We start from the raw sequence: 21,840 nt of genomic DNA on the forward strand, positions 1-21,840 counted from the left end.
CGTTCTGGCATTTCGCCCTCCTACCCCAGCTAGTCCCGTGCCACATATCCAATGCCGCGCACAGTCTGCAAATACTCATCATCCTTGCTCATTCCCAGCTTCTTACGTAGCGCGTTCATGTACACATCGAGCACACCGGTATTGTATTCGAAGTGAATATCCCACACGTTTTCGATAATGCTCTGGCGGCGGCACACCTTGCCCTTGTTGCGCAGCAGGTATTCGAGTAGGGCAAATTCCTTTTGTGTGAGGGCAATTTCTGCGTCGTTTTTATGCACCTGGTGCGTGTCCACATCCAGCGTGATGGGACCGAGCACGAACCGCTCGGCCGACGCGGGCGCGGGCCGCAGCTGCACTTTGATGCGCTCCAGCAGCTCCTCAAAATGAAACGGTTTTTTGATGTAGTCGTTGGCACCGGCCTGCAGGCCGGCCACGGTATCGGCTACGGTGTCTTTGGCAGTGAGAAAAATCAGGGGCGTGGTGAGCTGCCGGGCGCGCAGCTGCTGGCACACTTCCAAGCCCGTGAGGCCGGGTAGCATCCAGTCCACGAGCAGCAGGTCGTAGGGCTGGGCCTGGGCCTGGGCAAGGCCGGCGGGGCCGGTATCGGCCACATCCACCACAAATCCTTCTTCCTCAAGACCCTGCTTCAAAAAGCGGGCAATACCGGGTTCGTCTTCGATGAGTAGAATGTTCATAAGCGGGAAGCCGCCGGCCGCAGCCGCCGGGAGCGAGGGTTCAAAGTTCAGCTTAACGGCATCATCCCTTCAGCGGGTACGCTCGAATGAGGAGGAGCGAATACTTTAAGGGAATCTTAATATTTTCCTAAGAAAAAGCGAAGATGCCGAGCCGTAAAGATGGTCCGTTTACCTCCACTCAGTGCAGGGCACTGCTTATCTGCTGCGCCCTGGCTCTACTCTTTTTCTTTTTTTATGAAGCTTTATTTGCTCGCTGCTTCGGTAGCGCTCCTTACCGCCATTGCGCCCCAGGCCCACGCTCAACGCCGCAACAACCAGACCACCACGCCGGCATCGTCGAGCAGCGCGACACCCAACAACACGCCCAATGCCCCGGGCAACGACACCGGCAAGCTCGACTACCGCAACCCTTCGGCCGACCAGCTCATTCCGGTTGAAGCCGAAAAGCGCGGCCCCATCACCCAGGAGCTACAGGCCTCCGTGGTGGAGCTGCTGGAGCTCTACCACGACTCGAAGCAGAGCCACTGGAACCTGCGCGGCCCCATCTACCTCTCGCTGCACGAAAAGCTGCAAGCCAATGCCGACGAGTACCGCAAGTACGCCGACATTCTGGCCGAGCGGGTGCTGCAAGTGGGCAACCCCATCGACGGCCGCGTGCCCGTGGTGGCCGCCACGGCCAACCTGGGCGAGTTTCCCGGGGGCTACCTCTCCGATAAGCAGGTGCTCATTCTGATGACCGAGCGCATCAACACGACCGCCAAGCGCGTGCGCCAGCGCATCGAAAGCATGAGCAAAGTGGACGAAACCACCTCTAACCTCCTTCAGGAGCTCAGCTACGCCCTCGACAAGCAGGTATGGCAGTTCCGGGTGATGATGCAATAATTGCGGCTGGTCGTGCAAACAACAGTTCCAAAACCACCCGGTTGGTCGGCGGCAACGTCGGCGGGCCGGGTGGTTTTTGCGTAAGTTCGGTTTATGCGCCTTCGCCTTCGGTTGTTTGAGTTTGAGGATTTGCCGTGGTTTCCGGCCACCATTCGGGCCGGGATGATGGACTACCTGCGGTTTATGATTTCGCTGCTGGGCACCTATCGGCCTATTGCCCCGCTGCTGGCCGAAGGCCTCGCCCGCACCGCCCAAACCCGCGTGCTGGAGCTGGGCGCCGGGGCCGGCGGCGGCACCGAAACCGTGCTGGCCGCCCTGCGCACCCACGGCCAGCCCACGGCCACAATCACCCTTACCGACCTCTACCCCCAGCCCGCTGCCTGGGCCGATATTGCCCGGCGCACCCACGGCGCCATCGGCTACGAGCCGGCGGCGGTGAATGCCCTGGCCGTGCCCGCGCAGCTGGCGGGCTTCCGCACCATTTTTTCGGCTTTTCACCATTTCCCGCCCGAGGCGGCCACAGCCATGCTGCGCGATGCCGTGCGGGCCGGCACCGGCATCGGGGTGTTTGAGGGGGCGGGCAAGCACTGGGCCGAGCTGCTGCTAGCCGTGACGGTGCTGCCCGTGGCACAGTTGCTGCTCACGCCGTTTTTCCGGCCTTTTCGGCTCAGCCGGCTGGTGTTTACTTACCTCATTCCGCTCATTCCGCTCTGCACCATCTGGGATGGGTCGGTTTCGCTGCTGCGCATGTACTCCACGGCTGAGCTGCTGGCCCTGGCCCACGCCGCCGACCCGGCCGGCACTTTCGCCTGGCAGGCCGGCAAAAAGCGCCACTGGTGGGGGCCGCAGGTCACCTACCTCATCGGCTGGCCGAAATAGCCCGAAGTAGCGCGAACTTTGTAGTTCGCGGCCCCGCGCCGTTTGCACGACTGCAAAATGCGCGGGGATTCGAACTACCAAGCTCGCGCTACATGCTCACTGCCTACAAAAAAGCGCTGCCGCTGCTGCGCATCCCATTTTCCGTTTACCTCATGCCCGTGTTCTGGTTTGGGCTGAGCGCCCTGCGCGGGCCGTGGAGCGGTGGGCGGGCCGTGGGCGTGTTCATAGTGCTGCACCTGCTGGCCTACCCCGCCTCCAACGGCTACAACTCCTATTACGACAAGGACGAAGGCAGCATCGGCGGCCTCAAAGCGCCGCCCAAAGTCACGCCCGAGCTGCTGCATCTGGTCTGGCTGTTCGATGCGCTGGCCGTGGCGGGCGCGGCCCTGCTCTCGCTGCCGTTCGCGGCGCTGGTGGTGGTGTATTTACTGGTGTCGAAAGCCTACAGCTATGAGGGCATTCGGCTGAAAAAATACCCGCTGCTGAGCACGCTGGTAGTCGTTATTTTCCAGGGTGCTTTCACGCTGCTGATGACGCAGGTGGGCGTGGGAGCAACACCGGCGCAGCTTTTCGAGAAAACGAACTTGCTGCTGGCGTTGGTGAGCACGCTATTTTTGTGCGGCTCCTACCCGCTCACGCAGGTGTACCAGCACGAGGAAGATGCCCGGCGCGGCGACCGCACCCTGAGCCTGCGACTGGGCATTCGGGGCACGTTCATATTTGCGGCGGTGGGGCTGCTGGCGGGCGCGGCGGCGCTGGGCCTGGCCTACTGGCTGCGCCAGGAAATCCGCCCGCTGCTGATTTTTTTGGTGGCTACCGGGCCGGTGGTGGCGCTGTTCAGCCGCTGGGCCTGGGCCGTGTGGCACGACGAAAGCGCCGCCGATTTTGAGCACACCATGCGGATGAACCAGGTGTCGTCGCTGTGCTTAAGCGCGGCCTTTATTGCCATGCTGCTCTGGCGTTGAGCGCCGGAAGTATGACTGACGGTAACTCACCTGGCCCTCCGGCGCGTATTAATAGGGTATTTCACTTCACCTGCCACTGTCATGCACATCACCCGCCTCTTCCTGCTACTGCCGCTATTGGCGGCCTGTAATTCCACTCCCTCGGCTGTAAACGATGGTTCGTTTTCGAAGATGGCCGACCGTCAGGCCTCTGACGCTACCGCCACTTTGCCCGTCCCCGATACTACCCACACCAAAGCCGTTTCGGCCCTGAGCGATACCCTGCGCGTGGCGCGGCTGGCGCACAATTTCAGCCGCCACAAAGGCCCGGCCGATAAATTCCAGCTCGTATTTCGCGGCCCGTCCATCCTCGAAGGAACCGCCGAATTCACCATCACCGACCCCGACGGCCAAGTTATTTTCCGCGAAATGCTGACCGAGCCCGACCTCGAAGCCGCCCTGGTGTATGAGATGAAAGGACCCACCGCCACCCGCGCCGAGCGCGAAACCTACGTGCTCCGGCGCATCGACCGGTTTTTCCTGCCGGCTCAGTTTCACACGCCAGCCGTGGAACGCAATGCTCCTATCGACAGCTTTGGTGAGAAACTCGATGCTGCTACTTGGGATGACCTGCGCAAGCGGCCAGATGCCATTTCTTTTGAGTACCTGAAAGGCAAAGAAGACCGACAGCGTGTTACATGGTCGCCACTGAAAAAGCAGACCGTAAGCGTGACGCGCTACTAAAGCCGATTTTCACTGTTTTGCTTCCTCGCGCAAGAGCTGCTCCAGCCCCGCCCGCAGTTGCTCAAACGGCTGGTAGCCCCGGGCCAGCACGTAGCCCTGCTCCCCAATCCGCACAACGGCCGTGGGGAAGCCCTGCACGCCAATGCGGGCCACGGCCGCAAACTCCTGTTGGGTGGCCGTAGCCGTTTCGGGTGCCGCCCAGCGGCGCAGGAATTCGGCCTCATCCACTTCAAACGGGGCCAGCAGCGGCGCATAAGTAGCGGCGGCGTTTAAATCCTGGCCGTCGCGAAAAAAGGCCGTTTGCACGGCGTGGGCGAAGGCCACGGCGCGGGCCGGGTCCTGCGTAAGGTGGCGGAAGGCCACGATGGCCCGGCTCGGCGGCTCGGAGTCGTAGTGGTAAGTCCCGGCCTCGCCCAGCGCTTTAAATGGTTCGCCAAACGCCACGCCGGTCACGTCTTCCACCTGCACCAGGGACTGGCGAATGTAGTCCCAGCTCTCGCCAATCGGGCCGGCATCATCGTCGCGCACCATGCCGCCACACAGCACCGACACGTCGACACGCCCCGCAAACGCCCGCTGCACCTGATTGATAACCGGGCTCATGCCGTAGCACCAGCCACACAGCGGGTCGTGAACGTAGAGCAACTCGGGCAGCTGGACGATGGGTTCGGGATTCATACGCAGTTTTTTTTGCCAAAAATAGTGCCCTATCGCTCGCCCAGCGGCTTATGCGGGACAGGTAAAATTTATTTTCAACGGTGGTGAATTTATTCTTCCAGCCCACAGTTTGCTCCGTGATATCTAACCTTATTCAAGTGGACAATTTTTATACGTCCATTTATCATTATCGACGATTGTTATTCTACTGATAGCCCGCCTCAGCAATGTGGCGGGCTTTTTCGGGACCATTTGAGTCGATTGAATTATTTTAATAAGATGAATAATTCAAACAATTGAGCTGTATTGACTCATCAAAAAAAAGGCCCGCTGCATTGCTGCAACGGGCCTTTTCACTTTTGATAACCGGACGGATTAGCCGTTCATCGCCAGCAGGAATTCTTCGTTGTCCTTGGTGCCTTTGATGCGGTCCTTGAGGAATTCCATGGCCTCGGTGGCCGTCATGTCCGACATGAACTTGCGGAGTACCCACACGCGGTTCAGCTCGTCCTTGCTCATCAGCAGGTCTTCGCGGCGGGTGCCGGAAGCCGGAATGTCGATGGCCGGGAACACGCGCTTGTTGGCCAGCTTGCGGTCCAGCTGCAGTTCCATGTTGCCGGTGCCCTTGAATTCTTCGAAGATAACCTCGTCCATTTTGGAGCCGGTTTCGATGAGGGCCGTGGCGATGATGGTGAGCGAGCCGCCGCCTTCCACGTTGCGGGCCGCGCCGAAGAAACGCTTGGGCTTTTGCAGCGCCCCAGCGTCGATACCACCCGAAAGGATGCGCGACGAGCTGGGCTGCACCGTGTTGTAGGCCCGCGCCAGGCGGGTGATGGAGTCGAGCAGAATCACCACGTCGTGGCCACACTCAACCAACCGACGCGCTTTATCCAACGCCATTTCAGCGATTTTTACGTGGCGGTCGGCCGTTTCGTCGAAAGTCGAACTGAGCACTTCGGCCTTCACGGTGCGGGCCATGTCGGTCACTTCCTCGGGGCGCTCGTCGATGAGCAGCACCATGAGGTAGACTTCGGGGTGATTCTCGGCAATGGCGTTGGCTATTTCCTGGAGCAGCACCGTTTTACCGGTCTTGGGCTGGGCCACGATGAGGCCGCGCTGGCCCTTGCCGATGGGCGCAAACAAATCGAGCACGCGGGTGCTGATTTGGCTGGGCTTGGTGGTGAGCTTCATGCGGTGGTCGGCAAAAAGCGGGGTAAGGTGGCTGAACGGCACCCGGTCGCGGACTTCCTCCACGGTGCGGCCGTTCATGCTTTCCACGCCTACCAGGGCAAAGTATTTCTCGCCCTCGCGCGGCGGCCGGATGGTGGCCACCACCGTATCGCCGGGCTTCATGGCGAACTGCTTCACCTGTTGCGGCGACACATACACATCGTCGGGCGAGCTGAGGTAGTTGTAGTACGGCGAGCGCAAGAAGCCATAGCCGCCGTCGGGCATCAGCTCAAACGTGCCGCCGCCGGGCACCACCAAATCCAGCTCCTGGCGCTGGGGGCGCTGGTTCTGCTGCTGGTTCTGGTTTTGATTCTGACCTTGATTCTGGCCCTGGGGCTGGTCGGTGCGAGGTGAGCCGTCGGGGTTTTGCTGGCGCTGCTGGCGTTGCAGGTCGCGCTGGGCGTAGCGCTCCTCACGGGTTTGGTTGCGGTTGTTGCCTTCGCCACGGGGCTGGTCGTTGCGCGGCTGGTCCTGGCGGGGCTCACGCTCCTGGCGGGGCTGGTCGTTGCGGGGCTGCTGATTATCGCGGTTTTCGCGGGGCTGCTGGTCCTGGCGGGGGCCGCGGGGCTGGTCTTGGCGGGGCTCACGCGCTTCGCGGTTGTCGCGTTCGAAACGGTCGGCGCGGTTTTCGCGGCGGTCGGCAAAGCCATTGCCACCAAATTCGCGGCGGCCGTTGTTGAGATTGCCTTCGCGGTTGTCGGCATTGGGCTCGGGAGCGGGCGCGGCAGCAGCGGCAGCTTCATTAGCGGCTTTTTCGGCGGCCATTTCGGCGGCGCGCTGCTCGGTGATGGGCCGGCCGGCACGGTCTACGCGCTCCCGGCGGGGGCGGTCGAGGCGCGGGGCGGCGGCATTCTGGTCGTCGGTGCTGGCGACGGGGGCGGCCATTTCTTCGGTGGCGGCGGCCGGCGCCTGTGCGAGGGTAGCACCAATGGCTTCGGAAGGAGCAACCAGGGCCAGACCCTCGATAGAATCCAATATCTCAACCGTGGGGGCCGGCGCGACGGCCACTGCCGGGGCGGGCTCCTCAGCTACGGCAACGGCGGCAACGGCGGCTTCGCGGCGCGGCTCGCGGGCCGGCCGGGCATTTGGGGCCTTAACCGCAGGCGGCGCTACATCGGAAAAAGGCTGTTCGGCCGTGCTGGGGGCGGCGCGGCGAGTAGCCGTGCGGGCGGGCCGGGCGGCACTGGCGGCGGGCACCACAGCGGCCGGGCTGGCCGCCGCCGGAGCAGCGGCAGCCGGGGCAGCAATAGCTGGAGCGGGAGCAGCCGGAGTTGCGCCGGGGGTGAGGGCCTGATGGTCGAGGATTTTATAAATCAAATCCTGCTTACTGAGCCGTTTAAAGTTGCCAACGTTTAAGTTTTCGGCAATTTCCTTGAGGTCGGACAACAGCCGGTCCTTCAACTCGTTAATGGTATGCATAATGGGAATAAGGGGGGGACATCTGGCTGTAAAGCGCGGGGGGCTGGCTGCCCGCTATGGCCCACTGGGGGCGCAAAAAGCCAGCTACGGCACGGCGGCGGGGCCGCTGGAAATATATTAATTCGCGGGGTCCGAACGAGCTACTAATGAGCAACGCACGGCGCGAGATGAATACGCAAGAAAATGAGGTGCAGAATGGGCCGCTGGAAATTCAGCAAACAGGCGGACCAACGACGGGCACTGTGGCCCGCGGGCCCGACCAGGGCGGCCGGTTGCTCCCGCAATGTTAGCGCATTACGGACAAACTGCCAAATCGGATGCCTTCCGAATAGCGTTTGAACGCGGCACGGGGCAAAATAAGTTGCGCGGCGTGCCAAAGCTTTCGCAGCCAAGGCGGTGGTGAGGTCGGTTTTTACTTACGACCTTTGCCCGGCTTACCCCAACCTGCCCCATGCTGCAACTTTCCGTTCTCCGCGACCAGACCGACCATGTGCTGGCCGGCCTCGCCAAAAAACGCTACGCCACCGGCCCCGCCGACGTGGCTGCCATTCTCGACCTCAACCAGCGCCGCCGCCAGCTCCAGACCAGCCACGACTCGGCCCAGGCCGAGGCCAACGAGCTGGCCCGCCAGATTGGCGGCCTCATGAAGTCCGGTGACAAAGCCGGGGCCGAAACCCTCAAGGCCCGCACCGCCGAGCTGAAACAGCACACCCAGAGCGCCGCCGCCGAGTTGGCCCAGGTAGAGAAAGAGCAGCAGCAGCTTCTATATAAGCTGCCCAACCTGCCCCATACCAGCGTGCCCGAAGGCCGCGCCGCCGCCGACAACGAAATCGTGCGCGAGCACGGCACCAAGCCTGAGCTCGGCTCCGACGCCGTGCCGCACTGGGATTTGATTAAGAAGTACGACATCATCGACTTCGAGCTGGGCGTGAAAATCACCGGCGCGGGCTTCCCGGTGTATAAGGGCCAGGGGGCCCGACTGCAGCGCGCGCTCATCAACTTTTTCCTCGATGAGGCCCGGGCCGCCGGTTACACCGAGATGCAGCCGCCCATTCTGGTGAACGAGGCCAGCGGCTACGGCACCGGCCAGCTCCCGGATAAGGAGGGCCAGATGTACCACGACGCCAAAGACGACCTCTACCTCATTCCCACGGCCGAGGTGCCGCTGACGAATATTTATCGCGACGAGATTATTCCGGTCGAGAAGCTGCCCGTTCGCATCACCGGCCACACGCCCTGCTTCCGCCGCGAGGCCGGCTCGTGGGGTGCCGATGTGCGCGGCCTCAACCGCCTGCACCAGTTCGATAAGGTGGAAATCGTGCAAATCACGGAGCCGGAGCACAGCTACGCCGCCCTCGATACCATGGTGGCCCACATCGAAGGCCTGTTGCAGAAGCTGGAGCTGCCCTACCGCGTGCTGCGCCTCTGCGGCGGCGACATGGGCTTCACCAGCGCCCTGACGTTTGACCTGGAGGTGTGGAGCGCCGCCCAGGGGCGCTGGCTGGAGGTTAGCTCGGCTTCGAATTTCGAAACCTACCAGGCCAACCGCCTCAAGTGCCGCTATAAGGTGGACGGCAAAACCCAACTGTTACACACCCTGAACGGCTCGGCGCTGGCGCTGCCCCGCATCGTAGCCGCGCTGCTGGAGAACAACCAGACCAGTGAGGGCATCAAGCTGCCGGCAGTGCTGCACAGCTACTGCGGGTTTGGGATGATTATTGAAAAACCCGTTAATGACGTCCTTGACATAATGAAGTCGAAAAATAAAAAAGATTACACCAAATACTTATTTGATGGAGCACTTCACAATAAGGGACAATTAGTTAACGCTGTTGTTGCCAAGTATGTCTACAAGAATCCATTAGTAAGCATCGGAAAGCTATTTGAAATTTTTCCGGCTTCTATTCAAGGTTCTTGGGGGGTTTTCACTATAAAAGAACAAGCTGAAAGTATTAATAATGGCATCACCAAAAAAGGCACACCAGCTAAACCTAGATATAAGACCAAGCCCAACAACATCATTAAGGTTGGACAAATTGAAATAGCTACTTCGGACCAGTGGAATACAGAAAATATTTCTGCTTTCATCGAGGCAGCTACCAAAGTAGGCTTTGATATAAACCCTGACTCTACTGTGGAAACTCTGTAGCATCAGTGTAAGCATGTAAAAGGGACAGGCCCAGCTAAGATTATAGTGGGCCTGTCCCTTTTCAACACTAATACTCCGCCATTTCCTCATCTACATAGCACCACAGCCACTGCTCGCCCGGCTCGGCCGATGATACCACCGGGTGTTGAGTGGCGTGAAAGTGCCGGGTGGCGTGCTTATTCCTGGAAGAGTCGCAGCAACCGACGTGGCCGCACTGCTGGCAGACGCGCAGGTGCACCCACGTATCGCCGAGGGCTACGCACTCGGGGCAGGCGTACTCGGGAGCAGTTTTGAGCTTGGTGAGGGCCGTAAGGTGCTGGCAGGGTTCGGTTTCGGACATGGCGGCGGGGGCTGGCATTGGTGCGCCAAGTTAGCGCCCATCGCGCAATGGCGGCAATTCCAGGTTCAGCGTTTGCTCGCGCATGCACTTGAAATGGCCCTGCGGGCACTTGGCAAAGCCGATTTTGGAGCAGGGCCGGCAGCTCAGGCCCTCTACTTCCAGCACCTTGAATTCGGTGCGGTACGGGTACATGCCGAAGGCTGGCACGGTGTTGCCCCACACACTGAAAATCTCCTTACCGAAAGCGGCGGCAATGTGCATCAGGCCGGTGTCGTGGCTCACCACAAAATCGGCCTGCCGCAGCAGCGAGGCCGACTGGTGCAGCGAGTAGCGCCCGCATCCCTGGTGGATTGGTGGATTGGTGGATGAGTGGGTGGGTGGATTTTCCTGGCTTACGGCTGCTATTAGTGCTTCCGCCACGGTGGCATCTTCGGGGCCGCCGAGCAGGATGATGGGGCGCGGGGCCAGCTTGTGGCACAGCTCCACCAGCTTCTCCAGCGGCAAGCGCTTGGTGGCGTGCTGCGCACCGATGGCCACGGCCACGTAGCCGCTGGCGAAGGCGGCGGGCAGCGTAGCCAGGGCCACTTCCTGGCCGGCGGGGATGAAGTAGTCGAGGCCCTGGCCGTCGTCCTTCACGCCCAGCGAGGCGGCGGCGGCCAGGTAGCGCTGCACGATGTGCACGCGCGGCAGCTTATCAATCTTGAAGTTGACCAGCAGCCACTTCTGCCAGTTTAGCTTGTCGAAACTGCTGGATTTTACGCCCAGCCGCAGTTTGATGAGGCGGGTGCGCAAGTTATTGTGCAGGTCGATAATGTAGTCGAACTGCTCGGTTTTCAGGGCTTCCACCAGCTCGCCCAGGCTGCCGGTGAGGCAGTGCACTTTGGTGATATGCGAGTTGGGCTCCAGCAGGCTGCGGTAGCCGGGCTTGGTGGCAAAGTGCACCTCCGCGCCCGGCACCTGCTGCGCCAGCGCCCGCACCACCGGCGTGGTGAGCACGATGTCGCCGATGGAAGAAAAGCGGAGAACGAGGATTTTCATTGAGGCAAGGCAGAGCGGTCAACTCCCCTCCTTTTTTAAGGAGGGGAAGTGAGCGCCGAAGAGGCGCGAACGGGGGTGGTGAGTCGTTGAACAATGCGCTGAAACAAGTTGGGCGGGTATCGTTCGGGTATCGTGCAACGACCCAACCACCCCAATTTTCACTGCGTGAAAATATCCCCTCCTTGGTGAGGAGAGTTTCGTTCTACTCAAACAACGACTTTTTGTATTCCAGCGGCGGTGTGATATTGGCTTTACGGGCTTCGAAATAGGCCGCCACTTCCTCTACCGACTTGGCGTTGAACGTCATCTCCTTGGTCAAATGGCCTTTGCGGCCCATCAGCACGCCGTAGCGCATGTCCTCGTAGCCGTTGGTGTGGTGGGCGTCGGGGTTGATGCTGAGCTGCACGCCCTGGTCGAGGGCGTAGCGCACCCAGCGCCAGTCGAGGTCGAGCCGCCAGGGGTTGGCGTTGATTTCGATGATGACGTTGTGCTGGGCGCAGGCGTCGATGACGGCTTTGTAGTTGATGGGGTAGCCTTGGCGGCGCAGCAGCAGCCGGCCGGTGGGGTGGCCCAGCATGGTGCAATAGGGATTTTCGATGGCGCGCAGCAGGCGGTTGGTGGCCTTGGCCTCGTCCATCTTCAGGTTGGAATGGATGCTGGCCACGATGAAATCGAAGCTGGCCAGCACATCATTCGGGTAGTCGAGGGAGCCGTCGCTGAGGATGTCGCTTTCGATGCCTTTGAAGATGCGGAACGGGGCCAGCTCGGCGTTCAGCTGGTCTATTTCCTGGTGCTGCTGGCGCACGCGCTCCACGCTCAGGCCGTTGGCGTAGTGGGCGGCCTGGCTGTGGTCGCACAGGCCGAGGTACTCGTACTTGTGGTCGCGCAGCCAGGTGGCCATCTCGCGGATGCTGTGGTTGCCGTCGGAGTACGTGCTGTGGTTGTGCAGGGAGCCGCGCAGGTCACCATCTTCGAGTAGGTGGGGCAGCTTCTTTTCGGCGGCCAGAGCTATTTCGCCCAGGCCTTCGCGCAGCTCGGGCACGATGAATTGCAGGCCGGCGCGCTCGTAGAGGGCTTCTTCCTGCTGGAACTTCTCGCGCCGCGCCCACTGGCGCAGGGTGGAATTGTGGATTTGCGGGTTGGTGGGTTGCGGGATGGGCTCGCTCAAATGCGCCTCGGCGGCCGAGTTCAGGAAAACCTCGGTGGTAAAGTCCTCGGGCGCTACCAGCAGCACTTCTACCGGCGTGCCCGACTCGGTGGCCGTGCCGCGCCAGGCAAACGGCCCCGAGCGGCGCGGGTCGGGCGTGAGGCCGGCCGTGGTGTTCAGCAGCTCGTGGGCGGCGGCTGGCTTTTCGGTAGCAGCCACCAGGCGCACGGTTTCCACGATTTCGAGGCGACGACGGATTTCGCCGGCCACGGCCACCTGCTCGGTTTTCAGGCCATCGCGCAGCAGCTGGGCCAGCTCGTTGCCCAGTTTTTCGGCCTGCGGGTAGAGGAGCTTGCCCTTGCTCTGGCCCGCAAACTCCAGTGCCTCCAGAATGCTGTCCTGGGTCTTTTTGCCGAAGCCCTTGAGCTTGCTCACTTGGTCGGTTTCGGCGGCTTCGCGCAGCTGCTCGATGGTTTCGAGGCCCAGCTCGCGCCACAGGCTGCGGATTTTCTTCGGGCCAATGCCTTTGATGGCCAGCATTTCGACCACGCCGGGCGGCGTCACGTCCAGCAGGCGCTGCAGGTCGGAGAATGTGCCGGTGTCGAGCAGCTCGGCCACTTTGGCGGCGGCGGTTTTGCTCAGGCCCGTGCGGTCGGGCAGGCCGGAGCGCTCCACTTCCGCAACCGGAAAGCTCAGGGCATCGAGGGCGCTGGCCGTGCCTTCGATGGCGCGGATTTTGAACGGATTTTCGTCGTGCAGCTCCATGAGCTGGGCGGCCAGCTTGAAGGCACGGGTGAGGGCGCGGTTATCCACGGGGAAGGGGCTTTGGGGGGCACGAAGGTAGTTTATCCCGGGGCTTACGTGGCGCGGCAGCAAGCGGCCAACCCGCTCAGCTCGGCAGTACCCGGCCCGCAGGCAGTACCTTGGCCGCCGGGGCGGGAGAACGAAACAGCCTGCTTAGCCCGCCCCATTGCCATGTCCAAACTGCCTTTTTCGCCCCGGCTGCTGCTGGCCCCGCTCCTGCTGGCTGCCGCCTGCGAGCACCCCAAAACCGCCGTTGTCACCTCCTCCCCTGCTTCTTTGGAGCAGCTGGAAGGCACCTGGCTGGCCGCGCACGAAGAGAACCACGGCGACACGCTGGTGTACCGCCCCAACACCCACAAGTTTCCGCCCACGCGGGGCCGCACGGGCTTCGCTATCAGGCCTTTTGGCCGGTTTGAGCAGTTCGATATCGCGCCCACCGACGGCCTTATCGGCCGCCCCGGCACCTGGACCGCCGACGGCGACACCCGCCTGCGCATTCACCTCCTCGAGGGCCAGCAGCCGGACTATACTTTTGAAATTCTGTCGCTTGACAAAAAGGTACTGGAACTGCGGCGGGTGAAATAAGGTGCTTCCTTCACAAAGGGCTTTTATGCGCCAAGGTCGGAAATAGCCGCGTAGCGGTGGTATTGCCGCTGGTAAGCTGTCACCGCTACGCGGCTTTCGCCCGCTTATTATCCGGTCTGCTACAAACCTACCGCCGCTATGCGGCTACTCCCAACCTGGGTTTTACGGCACCAACGGCGGCGGCGGCTGACGTTTCATGTCATACTCATTTTCTGGCAGGAGATTTGGCATACCCCAGCCCGCAAACCCGCCTCGGCTCCGCGCTTCAACTTCCGGCCCCGCCCGTCGTAAAACCTGATGGAGCATGGACGGCATTGTTTGCAGTCTCTCACTTTTTACGTGTATATCCTCATGTCACTCATCAATTCTTTTGGTCCCGCGCGGGCATTTGCCCTCGGGCTGGCCCTCATTAGCCTGGCCCCGGCCCAGGCCCAGAAAACCACTGTTAAGACCAAGAACAGCAAGGTTAAAACCAAGACTACGGGCGCTGCTGGCACTACCGTCAGCAAAACCACTGCGGTAGCCTCTTCGGCCCCGCTCGTTGCAATGGAGCCGCAGCCAGCACCGGCGCCGGTTTCGCCCGTGGCCTCGGCACCCCAGGTAGTAACGGCGGCCCCGGCCGGGCTGCCCGCCGAATGGATTTCCGACCTCGGCGCGGCGCAGGCCCAGGCCAAGGCGACTAACAGGCCCATTCTGGCCGTTTTTTCGGGTTCCGACTGGTGCAAGCCCTGCATTATGTATGAGCAGGAAGTTTTTGCCAAGCCCGAGTTCACGGCTTATGCCAAGGATAAGCTGGTGCTGGCGCACTTCGATTTTCCACGCATGAAAAAGAACCAGCCCACCGCCGCGCAGCTCAAGCTGAACGAGGCCGCCGCTGCCCAACTCAACAAGGAAGGTGATTTCCCGCTGGCCGTCGTCATCGCGCCCGATGGCAAGGTGCTGGCCAAAACCGGCTACATTGCCGGCGGCCCCGTTGCCTTCGAGGCCTACCTGAAAAAGGTGGTGCCCACGCTTTAGGAAATCTTAAGGTTGATGGGCCGGCCGGGCACGAACCAATGCCGGTCCTTTGGGTTTTGCGAATAGCATGCACATGAAACCAACACCTGGAATAGCCATTTGGGCGCTGCTGGCATTGCTGTTCTCAGCAGAGCCGGGCAGCGCCCAATCCGTTTCGGCCCCGCGCCACACCTTCACGCGCAGTGCCCACCTGATGGGCTCACACTTCACGTTTACGGTGGTGGCCGAGAATGATTCGGCGGGGCAGCGGGCCTTGCGCGCCGGCCTGGGCGAGGTGAAGCGCATCGACCGGCTGATGTCGTTCTGGGATTCCACCTCCGAAGTGGTACGTATCAACCGGGCGGCGGGCGTGCGGCCGGTAGCCGTGTCGCCCGAAACGTTTGATTTGATTACCCGCACCCTGAACCTGTCGCGGCTCAGCGGCGGCGCGTTCGACATCACCTTCGCCAGCGCCGACAAGCTCTATAAGTTCGACCGACAGGCCCATGCGGCGCTACCCGATTCGGCGGCCGTCCGGGCTTCGGTGCGGCGAATTGGCTGGCAGAAAATTCAGATGGATGCCGCGAAGCACACGGTTTTCCTGCCCGAAAAAGGCATGCGAATCAATCTGGCGGGCATTCTGCAGGGCTACGGCCTGCGCCGGGCCAAGCAGGTGCTCGACAAAATGGACATCAAAGGCGGGCTGATGAATGGCTCGGGCGACATTTACTGCTGGGGGCGGCAGGCCGACGGCTCGCTCTGGCGTGTAGCCATCGGCGACCCCGACCATCCCAACAGCGTGGCCGCCTGGGTGGACGTGACGGACATGGCCGTGGTGACGGCCGGCAATTACGAGCAGTATTTCACGGTGGGCAATCAGGTGTATGGCCACATCATCAACCCGCACACCGGCTACCCGTCCATCGGGCTGCGCTCGGTCACCATCCTGTGCTCCGATGTGGAGCTCGCCGATGGATTGGACGAAGTCGTCTTCGTGAAAGGCCCAACCGCCGGTTTGGCTTTCATCAACAGCCTGAAAGGCATTGATTGCACGCTGATAACCGACGACAACCGCACGCTGGCCTCGCGGGGCATGACGCTGAACTACTACCACGGCGCGACTCCGGCCGCCCGCCCCTGATTTTCTGTATCCCAATGACTATGAAAACCATCTCCTTATCTGCGCATCCCCGCCTGGCGCTGGGGCTGCTGCTGTTGCCTTTCGGGGCGGCGCTGCCGAGCTGCGTGTCGGTGAAAGCCTACCAGAAAGTGTACCTCAACGACGAGGACATGAAGCTGGCCAGCAAAACCGTGGAAACGCCCGAAACCAACTTCGAAAGCTACCGCGAGGGCGCGGGCGGGGCCAATGGCGGCAAAGTAGGCGGCGGCTGCGGCTGCAATTAATTGTTTATCCGATGAAAGAACGTCATGCTTCGCTGCGCTCTGCATGACGTTCTTACTCTTTCGATTGCCCCTTTGAAAAAGCTCCTACTTCCCCTGCTGGCCCTGAGTGCCCTGGCCACCCCGGCCCTGGCCCAGACCGGTACCACGCAAAACCCGAACCGCATTGACGGCTACGGTGCGCCCGTGAGCCCCTCGGTGCCGGTGAGCCGCGCGGCCGACGAAACGACCATCGACATCATCGGCGGCTACTACCAGCAAACCGGCAGCCACGGCGCGGTAGAGGGCGGCCGGGGTACCCAGCAGCTCACCGATGTGCCCCCGGCCATCATTATCAATGTGCCACTGGATACCGTGAGCCGCCTGAGCGTGAATGTGGGAGCCGATTTCTACGCCTCGGCCTCGACTGACCGGATTGACTTTGCGCTGAGCACACCCTCGGCGCACGACGTGCGCATCCACGGCGATTTCGGCTACAGCCGCGAGCAGAAAGCCAAGGGCACCATCTGGGGCGTGGGCACGGGCGTATCGAAAGAATATGACTACCTCTCGTTCAACGTGGCCGGCTCGTTTGCCAAAACCTCGCAGGATGGTAACCGCCAGTTGAGCCTGGCCGGGCAGGTATTCTTCGACCAGGTGACGCTGATTACGCCCATTGAGCTACGTGAGCCGGGCAATGGGCGCGGCAAAAGCCAGTATGGCACCGATACCCGCCAGACCTACAACCTCACGGCCACCTACTCGCAGGTGCTCACCAAGCGCTTGCAGGCAGCCATCAGCACCGAGCTGGTGTCGCAGAATGGGCTGCTGAGCACGCCGTTCCACCGGGTGTATTTCCGCGACAACCCCGCGCAGAATACCGTTCCGACCCTGAGCGACAACTTCATTCCGCGTTTCCCCACGGCGGCCCGCATCGAAAACCTGCCCCGCGCCCGCTTTAAGTACCCGGTGAGCCTGCGGCTGAACTACTACGCCACTGACCTGGTGCAGATTCGCGGCTTCTACCGCTTTTACAACGACAACTTTGGCGTTGTGGCCCACACCTTCGAGCTGGAGCTGCCCGTGAAAATCACGCCGTTTTTCGTGGCCTACCCCTTCTACCGCTACCATACCCAGACGGCGGCCAAGTATTTCGCGCCGTTTGCTCAGCATTCCATCAACGACACGTATTATACTTCCGACTACGACCTGGCGGCCCTCTCAGCCAACAAAGTGGGCCTGGGCCTGCGCTACTCGCCGGTGTACGGCATCGGGCGCTTCCACGTACCGGGCAAAAACGCACAGGGCCTGCCCCGCGTGATGCGCTTCAAGTCGCTGGATGTGCGCTACGCCAACTACCAGCAAACCGGGTCGTCCATTTACAACGCCGCCGACCGCGCCGACCTGAAAGCCAATATTATCAGCTTCGATTTGGGCTTCGCCCTCTGAGGTGGTGGATTGGTGAGATTGGTGGATTGGCGGATTTCGACATCGTTTCCTAGTGAGCCCGAAAGACCCACAAGTAGCTTTGTAAAACCCGGCTTTCTTTACTTTGCGTGTGCAAAACAACGGCTGGCCGGCATCATGCCTGTGCTGGCCGTTGCTACGTTTGCTCCATCCGCCAATCCACCACCCCTCCAATCCACTACTTTGAAACACTGGCTCGTTAAATCAGAACCCGAAGCTTACTCCTGGGCCACCTTCGTGCAGGAAGACGGCACTGCCTGGACCGGCGTGCGCAACTACCAGGCCCGCAACAACCTGAACCTGATGCAGCCCGGCGACCTCGTCCTCTTCTACCACAGCGTGAGCGAAAAGGCCATTGTCGGCCTGGCCGAAGTAGCCGCCCTGGCCCACCCCGATGCTACCGCCGAGGCCGGCTCGCCCTGGGTGGCCGTGCCGCTGCGACCGGTTCAGCCCATTTCGCGCCCCGTGGGCCTGGCCCAGCTCAAGGCCGATGCGCGGCTGGGCGAGCTGGCCCTCATCCGGCAGTCGCGGCTGTCGGTGCTACCGGTGCGGCCCGAGGAGTTTGATGCCATCCTGGAGCTGGGGGCCGAATAGCCGGTTGAGCGGCCAGATAAAACGCAGAATTCGGTTGTAACTTTAAAGCAGTAGCTGTGCGTTAGAAACAAGTATTCACGGTTGCTTTTTACGGCGTACGGGCATGAAACTTCGCTACCTTTTGCTGTTGATTTCGTTGGCCACGCTGGCCGACCTGGCACCGGTGCGCGCCCAGCACAAGCCCCCGCTACCGCCCCCCGCCGACGCGCCCCACCAGCCGGCCCGCACCGAGCTCCTGCTGGAGCGCCACGAAAGCGAGGTGCACGTGCAGCCCCTGGCCACCGACAGCACCGTGGTGGTGCTGGTGGGCCGCGACCGGCCGCTGTCGAACAAAACCAAGTTCTCGTTTCAGCAGTACGACCGCGACCTGCACCTGCGGCAGGAGCTGCCGCTGGAAGTGGACGAGGAGTTTGATTTTGTTCGTATGTGCGCCGAGGGCACCACGGTGTACGCGTTGTTCACGTCGCACAGCACCGCCGGCCGGCTGCTGGTGGCCGCCTTCAATGGCCCGGTGAGCCAGACCCGTACCCAAACCTTCGATACCAAGCTCAGCCGCGAAGTGGTGGAGCTGAAGGCCCTCGATGGCCGCCTGTTTGCCACCGTGCTGCTAAACGACCAGCTGCACGTTACGGCCCTGCTGCTGGATGTGGCCACCGGCCAGATGCAGTACCTGCCCTCGGTGTACGAGCCGCTGCCCACCCAGCTCACCTTCGTGGCCGATGCTGCCACCCGCCGCGCCGAGTACGTGCTGAGCCAGACCAACGGCCGCAAAAGCCGCCTGCTCCTCAAGCAGCTCACCGACAAGGGCCAGCTCGTGAGCTCCGAATTTGTGCAGGCCGAGAGCGAGCGCAGCCTTATCACGGCCCAGCTCACACCGCCGCAGGACACCACGGCCCGCCTGCTCATGGGCACCTACTCGCTCCGCGACCCCACCTACGCGCAGGGCCTGTTTGCCACCGACCTGCGCCTGGGGGCCAGCACCGGCATCAAGCCCCCGCTGCGGTTCTACGACTTCCTGCACCTCAAGCATTTCTTCGACTACCTCAAGCCCAGCCGCCAGGCCCGGCTGCGGCTGCGCACCGAGCGGCGCATTGCCCGCGCGGTGCCGCCCCTGCGCTGGCACTACCGGCTGCTGCTGCACGAGCTGCGGCCCCAGCCCGACGGCGGCTACGTGCTGGTGGCCGAAGTGTACTACCCGCACTACCGCTACAACAGCTACGGCAGCTACACCGGCCCGCTCAACAGCGGCATTGGCAACCAGTACGGCTCGCCCTACGGCAGCTCCCGGATTTTTGATGGCTACGAAACCACGCACGCCCTGGTATGCGGCTTCGACCGCGCCGGCAACCTTATCTGGGACAATACTTTTGTGGTAGAAAACCTGCGGCGCTCCGAGCGCGAAGAAGCTGTGCGCCTGCAAACCCTGCCCGATGGCCGCCTGGTGCTGGCCTACCTCGACGAGGAAAAGCTGCGCTACAAGCTGGTGAAGGGGGCCGAGTCGTCGCCCAACGACCAGCAGGTGCCCATCCAAATCGGGGCTGGCCCCAACGATAACGGCATCGAACACGCCACCGACACCTACCAAGCCGACCTACTGCCCTGGTTCGGCAGCCGCTTCGTGGCTACGGGCTACCAGCATGTGCGCGTGGAGCGTGGCAAAGACCGGGACGTTTTCTTCCTGAATTCGGTGGTGTTTTAAGAAAAATCGTCTGTCATCCTGAGCGTAGCGCTTGTCATCCTGAGCGGAGCGAAGGACCTTATCACATAAGAACAGTTTGCAGTGATTTCAAACTGCTGCCAACGTGATAAGGTCCTTCGCTCCGCTCAGAATGACAAGCGCCTGCACTTGTAGCCCAAACTACCTCCCCTACCTTTGCCGCATGATTACCAAACTCCGCTTCCCCGTTCTTATTCTGTTTTTGCTGCTGGCGGGCTGCCGCGCCGGTGGCCCCGGCAGTCCTTCGCGCACCGTTTCTTCGTTTTTCTCGAAATACGATGGCCGCGAAGGCTTCAAAACCACCGAGTGGTCGGCCGACCTGCTCCAGCGCCTGGCCCTGGTGAAAGCCGCCAAGCTCCTCGGCGGCTCCGACCTCACCAACGCCATCACCGGCATTCGCTCGGCCAAGGTTATCAGCTTTGCGCCCACCACTACGTCGGCCAAAGAGCTGGCCAGCCAGGGCCTGCGCAGCGAAGCAGCTGGCATTTTACAAAACAATAAGTACGACGCACTTACGACCGCCGGCTTCGGCGGCAGCAACTATGCCGTGTCTACGCGCGGCTCGGGCAATAGCATTTCGGAGTTTGCCGCCCTCGGCACCCTGCCCGACGTGGCCGATTCGTTCGTGCTGGTTTCGGTGCAGGGCAATTTCACCAGCGCCCAGGTAGCAGCCCTGAGCAAGTACCTGCCGCAGATTGTGCAGGCGACCAGTAAGTAAGTTGGGCTGAGTTTTAATCCAAGAACGTCATGCCGAGCGCAGCCGAGGCATCTCGCGTGCAGTAGTAAACCAATCGATTGAGTTACTACCCCACGCGAGATGCCTCGGCTGCGCTCGGCATGACGTTCTTTTCTATGCCTGTTATGCGCCTAAGACCTATCGGCCCTGCGCCATCAAGGCCTCAATCTCATCGGCCTGAATTGGAATATTGGCCATCAAATCTTCATTGCCATTGGCCGTGAGCAGGATATCATTTTCCAGGCGGATACCCAGGCCTTCCTCGGGAATGTAGATGCCGGGCTCGCAGGTATACACCATGCCCGCCTCGAAGGTGCGGTACTTGTAGCCCACGTCGTGCACGTCGAGACCGAGGTAGTGGCTGGTGCCGTGCATGAAGTACTTCTTGTAGAGCGGCGCGGCGGGGTCCTGGTTCTTCACATCGGCGGCGTTCAGCAAGTCGAGCTTGATGAGCTGCTGCTCCATGGCTTCGCCCACCTGGCGGTGGTATTCTTCGATTTCGGTGCCGGGCACGAGGCGCGTCTTGGCGAAATCCATCACGGCCAGTACGGCATCGTACACCTGGCGCTGGCGCGGGCTGAACTTGCCGTTGACTGGGATTGAGCGCGAAAGGTCGGCGGCGTAGTTAGCGTATTCAGCCCCGAAATCGAGCAGAATCACCTCGCCGTCCTGGCACTGGTTGTCGTTGGTGGTGTAGTGCAGCACGGTGGCATTTTTGCCGCTGGCCACAATGCTGCCGTAGGCCGGCCCCCGGCTGCGGTTGCGCATGAACTCGTGCACGATTTCGGCCTCAATCTCAAACTCCCACACGCCCGGCTTCACAAAGCCCAGCAAGCGCCGGAATGCCTTACCCGTGATGTCGCAAGCCTGGCGCATCACCCGGATTTCCTCGGCGCTCTTGATGGCGCGCAGCTGGTGCAGCAGGCGCGCCGCCCGGCGGTAGGTGTGCAGCGGGTACTGGCTTTGCAGCATTTTGATAAAGCGGGCATCGCGCGTTTCCACCTCCACCACGGCCCGAATGTGCTCGTTGGAGGCCAGGTACACGTTTTCGGCCTCGTTCATAATCGCGGGCAGCACCGATTTGAAGCTCTCCAGCCACATAATGGTGGGGATGCCGGAGTTCTGACGGGCCTCGTCCTTGGTCAGCTTGTAGCCTTCCCAGATGAGAATGTGCTCGGAGGTTTCCTTCAAAAAGAGGATTTCACGGTGCTGGGGCAGCCGCGCATCGGGAAAAATAACGAGGATGCTTTCCTCCTGGTCTACGCCGGAGAGGTAGAACAGGTCGTTGCTCTGGCGAAATGCCATGGTGCCGTCGGCGTTGGTCGGCATCACGTCGTTGCTCTGGAAAATAGCCAGCGAGGCCGGCGGCAGCAGCTCGCGGAAGCGGCGGCGGTTTTCAATAAAAAGCTCGGGGGCAAGGGGAGCGTAGCGCATGGG

19 protein-coding genes and 1 pseudogene are annotated in these 21,840 nt (G+C 61.6%); 13 read left to right on the forward strand and 7 right to left on the reverse strand.

Annotated elements, in window-relative coordinates; genetic code table 11:
• Nucleotides 1–29: 29 nt before the first annotated feature.
• Entirely contained in the window at nt 30–695 is a 666-nt protein-coding gene (locus tag HBN54_RS04245; protein ID WP_168671919.1) for a response regulator transcription factor, read from the reverse strand.
• Between the two features lie 234 nt (nt 696–929).
• On the opposite strand from HBN54_RS04245, the gene HBN54_RS04250 reads away from it, so the two are divergent.
• The 4 genes from HBN54_RS04250 to HBN54_RS04265 all read left to right on the forward strand — a co-directional run bounded on the left by HBN54_RS04250 (nt 930) and on the right by HBN54_RS04265 (nt 4,144).
• Nucleotides 930–1,577 (forward strand): Dps family protein, encoded by a 648-nt coding sequence (locus HBN54_RS04250; RefSeq protein WP_168671920.1) that lies wholly within the window; start codon nt 930–932, stop codon nt 1,575–1,577.
• 93 nt (nt 1,578–1,670) lie between these two features.
• Nucleotides 1,671–2,456, forward strand: coding sequence for a class I SAM-dependent methyltransferase (locus HBN54_RS04255; protein WP_168671921.1), 786 nt, complete (start codon nt 1,671–1,673; stop codon nt 2,454–2,456).
• Nucleotides 2,457–2,548: 92 nt separating this feature from the next.
• Entirely contained in the window at nt 2,549–3,421 is an 873-nt protein-coding gene (locus HBN54_RS04260) for a UbiA family prenyltransferase (RefSeq protein ID WP_168671922.1), read from the forward strand.
• 81 nt (nt 3,422–3,502) lie between these two features.
• Nucleotides 3,503–4,144 carry a hypothetical protein gene (locus HBN54_RS04265; protein WP_168671923.1) on the forward strand — a complete coding sequence of 214 codons (642 nt, stop codon included), beginning with the start codon at nt 3,503–3,505 and terminating at the stop codon, nt 4,142–4,144.
• A gap of 9 nt (nt 4,145–4,153) precedes the next feature.
• On the opposite strand, the gene HBN54_RS04270 is transcribed toward HBN54_RS04265, so the two are convergent.
• Together HBN54_RS04270 and rho are read right to left on the reverse strand one after the other, a co-directional pair.
• Nucleotides 4,154–4,822, reverse strand: a complete 669-nt coding sequence (locus HBN54_RS04270) for a DsbA family protein (protein WP_168671924.1) — start codon at nt 4,820–4,822, stop codon at nt 4,154–4,156.
• Between the two features lie 354 nt (nt 4,823–5,176).
• A complete protein-coding gene (rho, locus tag HBN54_RS04275) occupies nt 5,177–7,450 on the reverse strand; it encodes a transcription termination factor Rho (protein WP_168671925.1) in 2,274 nt (757 codons plus the stop codon).
• Nucleotides 7,451–7,901: 451 nt separating this feature from the next.
• On the opposite strand from rho, the pseudogene serS reads away from it, so the two are divergent.
• Nucleotides 7,902–9,167, forward strand: a pseudogene (serS, locus tag HBN54_RS04280) (serine--tRNA ligase); the annotation flags it as partial.
• 499 nt (nt 9,168–9,666) lie between these two features.
• On the opposite strand, the gene HBN54_RS04285 reads toward serS, so the two are convergent.
• The 3 genes from HBN54_RS04285 to polX all read right to left on the reverse strand — a co-directional run bounded on the left by HBN54_RS04285 (nt 9,667) and on the right by polX (nt 12,937).
• A complete protein-coding gene (locus HBN54_RS04285) occupies nt 9,667–9,939 on the reverse strand; it encodes a UBP-type zinc finger domain-containing protein (protein ID WP_168671926.1) in 273 nt (90 codons plus the stop codon).
• A gap of 30 nt (nt 9,940–9,969) precedes the next feature.
• The gene (locus HBN54_RS04290; RefSeq protein WP_168671927.1) at nt 9,970–10,977 is read right to left on the reverse strand and encodes a glycosyltransferase family 9 protein; all 1,008 of its coding nucleotides are present in this window, start codon (nt 10,975–10,977) and stop codon (nt 9,970–9,972) included.
• A 202-nt stretch (nt 10,978–11,179) separates the two neighbouring features.
• Entirely contained in the window at nt 11,180–12,937 is a 1,758-nt protein-coding gene (gene polX, locus HBN54_RS04295; protein ID WP_168671928.1) for a DNA polymerase/3'-5' exonuclease PolX, read from the reverse strand.
• 162 nt (nt 12,938–13,099) lie between these two features.
• Here polX and HBN54_RS04300 point away from each other — a divergent pair, with 162 nt between their 5' ends.
• The 8 genes from HBN54_RS04300 to HBN54_RS04335 all read left to right on the forward strand — a co-directional run bounded on the left by HBN54_RS04300 (nt 13,100) and on the right by HBN54_RS04335 (nt 20,385).
• Nucleotides 13,100–13,513, forward strand: a complete 414-nt coding sequence (locus tag HBN54_RS04300) for a hypothetical protein (RefSeq protein ID WP_168671929.1) — start codon at nt 13,100–13,102, stop codon at nt 13,511–13,513.
• A gap of 351 nt (nt 13,514–13,864) precedes the next feature.
• Entirely contained in the window at nt 13,865–14,530 is a 666-nt protein-coding gene (locus tag HBN54_RS04305; RefSeq protein WP_168671930.1) for a thioredoxin family protein, read from the forward strand.
• 73 nt (nt 14,531–14,603) lie between these two features.
• Nucleotides 14,604–15,650 (forward strand): FAD:protein FMN transferase, encoded by a 1,047-nt coding sequence (locus HBN54_RS04310; protein WP_168671931.1) that lies wholly within the window; start codon nt 14,604–14,606, stop codon nt 15,648–15,650.
• Between the two features lie 20 nt (nt 15,651–15,670).
• Nucleotides 15,671–15,913, forward strand: a complete 243-nt coding sequence (locus HBN54_RS04315) for a DUF4266 domain-containing protein (protein ID WP_168671932.1) — start codon at nt 15,671–15,673, stop codon at nt 15,911–15,913.
• A gap of 72 nt (nt 15,914–15,985) precedes the next feature.
• Nucleotides 15,986–17,338, forward strand: a complete 1,353-nt coding sequence (locus tag HBN54_RS04320; RefSeq protein ID WP_168671933.1) for a DUF3570 domain-containing protein — start codon at nt 15,986–15,988, stop codon at nt 17,336–17,338.
• A gap of 201 nt (nt 17,339–17,539) precedes the next feature.
• Nucleotides 17,540–17,950, forward strand: a complete 411-nt coding sequence (locus HBN54_RS04325) for an EVE domain-containing protein (RefSeq protein ID WP_168671934.1) — start codon at nt 17,540–17,542, stop codon at nt 17,948–17,950.
• 103 nt (nt 17,951–18,053) lie between these two features.
• Complete coding sequence (locus HBN54_RS04330; RefSeq protein ID WP_168671935.1) at nt 18,054–19,649, forward strand: hypothetical protein; 1,596 nt, start codon at nt 18,054–18,056, stop codon at nt 19,647–19,649.
• A 181-nt stretch (nt 19,650–19,830) separates the two neighbouring features.
• Nucleotides 19,831–20,385 (forward strand): DUF4252 domain-containing protein, encoded by a 555-nt coding sequence (locus HBN54_RS04335; protein ID WP_168671936.1) that lies wholly within the window; start codon nt 19,831–19,833, stop codon nt 20,383–20,385.
• A 156-nt stretch (nt 20,386–20,541) separates the two neighbouring features.
• Here the strand turns inward: HBN54_RS04335 and HBN54_RS04340 are convergent, their stop codons facing one another.
• Nucleotides 20,542–21,837 carry an aminopeptidase P N-terminal domain-containing protein gene (locus HBN54_RS04340; protein WP_168671937.1) on the reverse strand — a complete coding sequence of 432 codons (1,296 nt, stop codon included), beginning with the start codon at nt 21,835–21,837 and terminating at the stop codon, nt 20,542–20,544.
• Nucleotides 21,838–21,840: the final 3 nt, after the last annotated feature.

The organism is Hymenobacter artigasi (genome assembly GCF_012275535.1).
GTDB classification, from domain to species: domain Bacteria; phylum Bacteroidota; class Bacteroidia; order Cytophagales; family Hymenobacteraceae; genus Hymenobacter; species Hymenobacter artigasi.

What these genes read in the sequence shown, in the direction of transcription:
- HBN54_RS04245 (WP_168671919.1), bottom strand. Translation starts at nt 695, where the DNA reads ATGAACATTCTACTCATCGAAGACGAACCCGGTATTGCCCGCTTTTTG.
- HBN54_RS04250 (WP_168671920.1), top strand. Translation starts at nt 930, where the DNA reads ATGAAGCTTTATTTGCTCGCTGCTTCGGTAGCGCTCCTTACCGCCATT.
- HBN54_RS04255 (WP_168671921.1), top strand. Translation starts at nt 1,671, where the DNA reads ATGCGCCTTCGCCTTCGGTTGTTTGAGTTTGAGGATTTGCCGTGGTTT.
- HBN54_RS04260 (WP_168671922.1), top strand. Translation starts at nt 2,549, where the DNA reads ATGCTCACTGCCTACAAAAAAGCGCTGCCGCTGCTGCGCATCCCATTT.
- HBN54_RS04265 (WP_168671923.1), top strand. Translation starts at nt 3,503, where the DNA reads ATGCACATCACCCGCCTCTTCCTGCTACTGCCGCTATTGGCGGCCTGT.
- HBN54_RS04270 (WP_168671924.1), bottom strand. Translation starts at nt 4,822, where the DNA reads ATGAATCCCGAACCCATCGTCCAGCTGCCCGAGTTGCTCTACGTTCAC.
- rho (WP_168671925.1), bottom strand. Translation starts at nt 7,450, where the DNA reads ATGCATACCATTAACGAGTTGAAGGACCGGCTGTTGTCCGACCTCAAG.
- HBN54_RS04285 (WP_168671926.1), bottom strand. Translation starts at nt 9,939, where the DNA reads ATGTCCGAAACCGAACCCTGCCAGCACCTTACGGCCCTCACCAAGCTC.
- HBN54_RS04290 (WP_168671927.1), bottom strand. Translation starts at nt 10,977, where the DNA reads ATGAAAATCCTCGTTCTCCGCTTTTCTTCCATCGGCGACATCGTGCTC.
- HBN54_RS04300 (WP_168671929.1), top strand. Translation starts at nt 13,100, where the DNA reads ATGTCCAAACTGCCTTTTTCGCCCCGGCTGCTGCTGGCCCCGCTCCTG.
- HBN54_RS04305 (WP_168671930.1), top strand. Translation starts at nt 13,865, where the DNA reads ATGTCACTCATCAATTCTTTTGGTCCCGCGCGGGCATTTGCCCTCGGG.
- HBN54_RS04310 (WP_168671931.1), top strand. Translation starts at nt 14,604, where the DNA reads ATGAAACCAACACCTGGAATAGCCATTTGGGCGCTGCTGGCATTGCTG.
- HBN54_RS04315 (WP_168671932.1), top strand. Translation starts at nt 15,671, where the DNA reads ATGAAAACCATCTCCTTATCTGCGCATCCCCGCCTGGCGCTGGGGCTG.
- HBN54_RS04330 (WP_168671935.1), top strand. Translation starts at nt 18,054, where the DNA reads ATGAAACTTCGCTACCTTTTGCTGTTGATTTCGTTGGCCACGCTGGCC.
- HBN54_RS04335 (WP_168671936.1), top strand. Translation starts at nt 19,831, where the DNA reads ATGATTACCAAACTCCGCTTCCCCGTTCTTATTCTGTTTTTGCTGCTG.
- HBN54_RS04340 (WP_168671937.1), bottom strand. Translation starts at nt 21,837, where the DNA reads ATGCGCTACGCTCCCCTTGCCCCCGAGCTTTTTATTGAAAACCGCCGC.